Origin of the sequence: Acetivibrio sp. (assembly GCF_035371925.1) — a bacterium.
Classification (GTDB): Bacteria; Bacillota; Clostridia; order Acetivibrionales; family Acetivibrionaceae; genus Hungateiclostridium.
Genome location: NZ_DAORXT010000146.1, coordinates 1 through 4,151, shown reverse-complemented (window position 1 = coordinate 4,151; position 4,151 = coordinate 1). Strand labels below are relative to the sequence as shown.

Sequence of the window (4,151 nt, the reverse complement as noted above, 5' to 3'; positions counted from 1 at the left end):
ATACTTATTATAATATAACCATTACTGTTTGCAAGTACCAATTTTAAAATAAAAAATCCTCTGCAATTACTTTTTAAAAATATTTCTTCCGTAATACTCCTCCAGCTTCTTGTCACAATGCTCCTTGATCCACTCAATATCATCTTTCGTCAACTTTTTGAACACATGCCTGTTAAATTCCACATACTCAATCTCCCGGCACCGTTTCATAAAACGCATATCTTCAAATCTCTTGAAAGGATTGGCAAAGATATTTCTTTCCACTTCCTTTCTGGTAAAGCCCTCCTTGCAAAATATACTGCTCTTCTTTTCCACAACCAAACCTTTATCCTTTCTGTCACTGTAAAACTCTATAAAATAATCTACAATATCCTCAACCCTAACCCTTCCGTTCTCATCGACATGGTCAAACATAGCTTTTAGAAGTACAGGTTTGTAGGAAAAACTCATATCCATGGCCTTTACCATGTCCATAAACTTATCCTTCATATTGGCAGGTGTAATCAAGTCCCAGCCGTATTCGGAGGCATATTTCTTAACCGTTTCCTCTTTAAAATATTTAAAGCTTCGTTTATCTCCAATGGGAACCTCCAAATCAGGCTTTATCTTTCCTTCCCTGATATACCTCTCAATAGTCTCGCTCTGGACATCCACCATTCTGACAAATTCAAGCTGTGATATCATATCCTTGACTTCTTCCTGCCAGTTGAACAAATCAATCAGTTCATAATCCGTCACATCCACAGGAAAATCCAAACATACCTCAGGCTTTTCCCCTTTTGCCCACAAATCCCGCTCAAACTCAATTTGCTTCTGCGGAGCAAGCACCAACTGCCCAGGCCGGTACTCTTTCAAGTTTAAAAGCCTGTGAATGGAATACGGCATATTAAACATATTTGCATTATCTATAAAGTCAAATACCATAAGGTATTCCTTGCCTTCACATTTCCTCATTCCTCTGCCCAATTGCTGCATATAGAGGGTCTTGGACATTGTCGGCCTTGCCATGAAAAGCACCTCTGTCCTCGGACTGTCCCATCCTTCATTGAGCAGGTCACAGGCACACAGCACGTCGATATCCCCATTTTCATAGTTTTTCAATATACGTTCTCTTTTTGTTTTATTTAGTGTTCCCGATACGGCTTCGCATTTTATACTATTGTCTCTGAAAAGCCCTGCAATTTCCTCCGCATGCTTTACCGATGCGCAAAATACAACGGTCTTTTTGTTCTTCACATATTGAAGATATGTATCAACAATAATTTTGTTTCTTTCCGGAACAAACAATTTGCTTTCAAGATCCTGGGTATAGTACTTGATACCGTTGATTCTGACACTGGAAAGGTCCACATTTGTTTTGACACGGATACACCGGATTGGAGTCAGTTCACCTATTTCAACAGCCGTTTTTAAATCCAGTTTGTGTGCAACATTTTTAAACAGCTCCAGCAAGTTCTCGCCATCAGCCCTTTCGGGAGTTGCAGTAAGCCCAAGAGTAAATTTCGGTTTGAAATATCCAAGTATTTTCCTGTACGTATCTGCGATGCTGTGATGGCATTCATCAATAATGATGTAGCCAAAATCATCCGGTTTGAACCGTTCAAGATTCTGTACAACGCTTTGTATGCTTGCACATACCACGTAAGCATTCTCATCCTTTTGTTCCGCCACATACATGCCGCTTTTTTTCTCCGGCCAGATATACTCAAATGTACTTTTAGCCTGCGACACAAGCTCACGGGTATGAGCCAGGAAAAGGGTTCTTTCACCGAAATTCTTGGCATCGCTGGCCGCCGTTACAGTTTTCCCCGTACCTGTTGCATGGTACAAAAGTGCGATACTCTCCCCGCTGCCCCTCATTTTTTGGAGGTTTTCAATGGCAGATTGCTGGTGGTCTTTAAGCTCTATTACTTTCCCTTTCTGTTTCGGCAGATAATCCTCCAGCATCCTGAACTCGGGCATTTCGCCGATAAAGGTCATTAACTCGTCTTTTACCTTTTCTCTCTGATTCTTTAATTGGGCATACACCCATCTGTACACTTTCCAATTGTTATATATCAAGCTGTTTTGCTTCAGAAGGTCATCATAATATTTGTTTTGGGAAACTTTATTGGGATTGTGAAATTTTTCTCCGTCAATTTCTATTGCAATTCTCAAGTTATCGCTCTCTAAGGCAAAGTCAATAAATCTCCTGTTACCGTATATGTCTATAAAAGGATGTTGTGCGGAAATATATTGTGTTTTTTCAGGTCCGAAAACATCACAGAAAATTTCCATAAACAAATCTTCAGCAACACTTCCCAAGCTGGAAGTATATTTTACTTCCTTTTCCATACCAAACACCCCTACTCCTCGATGACTTCTTTTAGTAGCAACCTTTTATCAAATGCTCCCCGTTCTTCGGCCTTCCTTTTCCTTATACTTTCAAAATCCTTGATATCGACACCTTTATATTTCAATATTGCATAAACAACTTCCACCAAATCGGCCAGTTCATCCACGCTGTCTCCTGCAAGATATTCTTCTAGCTCTTCACCCAGTTTTACATCCAAATATTTTTTATAGTCTGAACATTCAAGTTCTTCAACAATTGCCTTCTTGCCGCTCTTTTCAATAATCTCCGGTATTCTGTCTCTCACAAGTTTGTTATATTTAATTACACCCATTTTTCCCAATCTCCCTAAAAGCCAATATACTTCCTTCCCTTGATAATGCAATTATACAGCATTTACCTGAAAATTAAAACACTAAAGAATCAAATGATTTTGATATGTAACATAGACGTGCCCTACACCAAACAATACCGATGCCGAGACTGGAAGCCAATGTTTTAATAGAAAACCGCTTAGCAAGAAGATACAGGTAGGAATAACCGCTAAAGCTATTGCCTTTCTCATTGTTTTTCTTTTGAAAGGTGACCCCTCATTTTCGCTCCAATTTTCCTTGAGTTTTTAAAGGTTCTCTAACCCTTTAGCACCATGGGCTTGCATAGCATTGAGGATATTCGCAGGTTTTATCTCATTCTACTATATGAACAAACGAAAGAAGAAGTCTCGCATAATGTAGACTTCTTCCTTACCCTAAAATTATTGAACTCTAAATGATTTGAACCTTAAAAATCTTGAACCTATAAGTTTTACGAACCATTAATCTACTATTATTATATGGCAATACGCAAAAATTGTCAATATAGTAACTATTCTATTCTTATTATATATCCGTTTACTTTATTATATACCCTTTTGCGCCTGTATCATTCGTTTTTTCTTCAATAAAGTTGTTTGCAATTAAGTAGTCAATTAAAGCACTTGATAATTTACGTGAAAGCATTAACTTTTCGCAAAATAGTTCATTTAACCATTTTCCACCTAATAGCTTATTTGAACCTGCTTTTATTTTATACCAATTATCTATTTCTGTTAATGCAGCATCTTTCCAATACTCGGGTTTACTTCTGTTGATATCGATTTCAAATATTTCTATTAAATCATATGATAAATGACAATACTCTCCAATATTCTGATATTGTGTAGTATGCCCATTCAAATAAAATAGATGCACTAACTTACCTTTATAAAGCATTCTACTCATTATTGGTATCATATCACTATCTGAAGTTAAAAAAACATATGTATCAATATTATTATCTTTATAGTAAGTTTCAATTGCATCTATTGATAGTTCTATATCAGAGGCATTTTTTCTATGTTCTTCTTCTTTACCATTTCCATATACATTTCTAATTTGTACTCTTTTTGATTGTAGCAATTTTAATGATACTTTAACCTGGTCAAAATCAGCATACGCTCTCATCGTTCTAATCATATCTTTTGGATATAGCTTATTTAATAGTGTAAAAATACAATAGTTTACATCCTCACAATTTATGCCATAATCTTTCATACCATAATAGATATTATCAAAATCTACAAATATAGCTACATTTTTAACATTTTGAGCTTTTATCGTATTTTGAATTTCTTTTATAACACGTTCATTCATTTTTTAACCCCCACCTCATCTTTTTATCAACATATAAAATGTTAGGTAAATTCATATTTTCTTTGAAAATTTTCTTAATTCGACTATGCTAAACAACATATCTAGTTTTAAATTTACTTAAATCGTCTTTTGCCTTTATATTATAATAT

3 protein-coding genes are annotated in these 4,151 nt (G+C 35.8%); all 3 read right to left on the bottom strand.

The window, feature by feature from the left end; all coding sequences use genetic code 11:
- Window positions 1-66: 66 nt before the first annotated feature.
- Entirely contained in the window at window positions 67-2,334 is a 2,268-nt protein-coding gene (locus PLH43_RS13150) for a DEAD/DEAH box helicase family protein (protein ID WP_324363863.1), read from the bottom strand.
- Window positions 2,335-2,345: 11 nt separating this feature from the next.
- Window positions 2,346-2,666: a nucleoside triphosphate pyrophosphohydrolase gene (locus tag PLH43_RS13145; RefSeq protein ID WP_324363862.1), complete on the bottom strand. Its 321-nt coding sequence runs from the start codon at window positions 2,664-2,666 to the stop codon at window positions 2,346-2,348.
- Window positions 2,667-3,222: 556 nt separating this feature from the next.
- On the bottom strand, window positions 3,223-4,002 hold the full coding sequence (locus PLH43_RS13140; protein ID WP_324363860.1) for an NYN domain-containing protein: 780 nt from the start codon (window positions 4,000-4,002) through the stop codon (window positions 3,223-3,225).
- Between the last annotated feature and the right edge of the window lie 149 nt (window positions 4,003-4,151).

Bases quoted from the DNA above. Each gene is read 5' to 3' on its own strand.
- PLH43_RS13150 (WP_324363863.1), bottom strand. From the start codon at position 2,334: ATGGAAAAGGAAGTAAAATATACTTCCAGCTTGGGAAGTGTTGCTGAA.
- PLH43_RS13145 (WP_324363862.1), bottom strand. From the start codon at position 2,666: ATGGGTGTAATTAAATATAACAAACTTGTGAGAGACAGAATACCGGAG.
- PLH43_RS13140 (WP_324363860.1), bottom strand. From the start codon at position 4,002: ATGAATGAACGTGTTATAAAAGAAATTCAAAATACGATAAAAGCTCAA.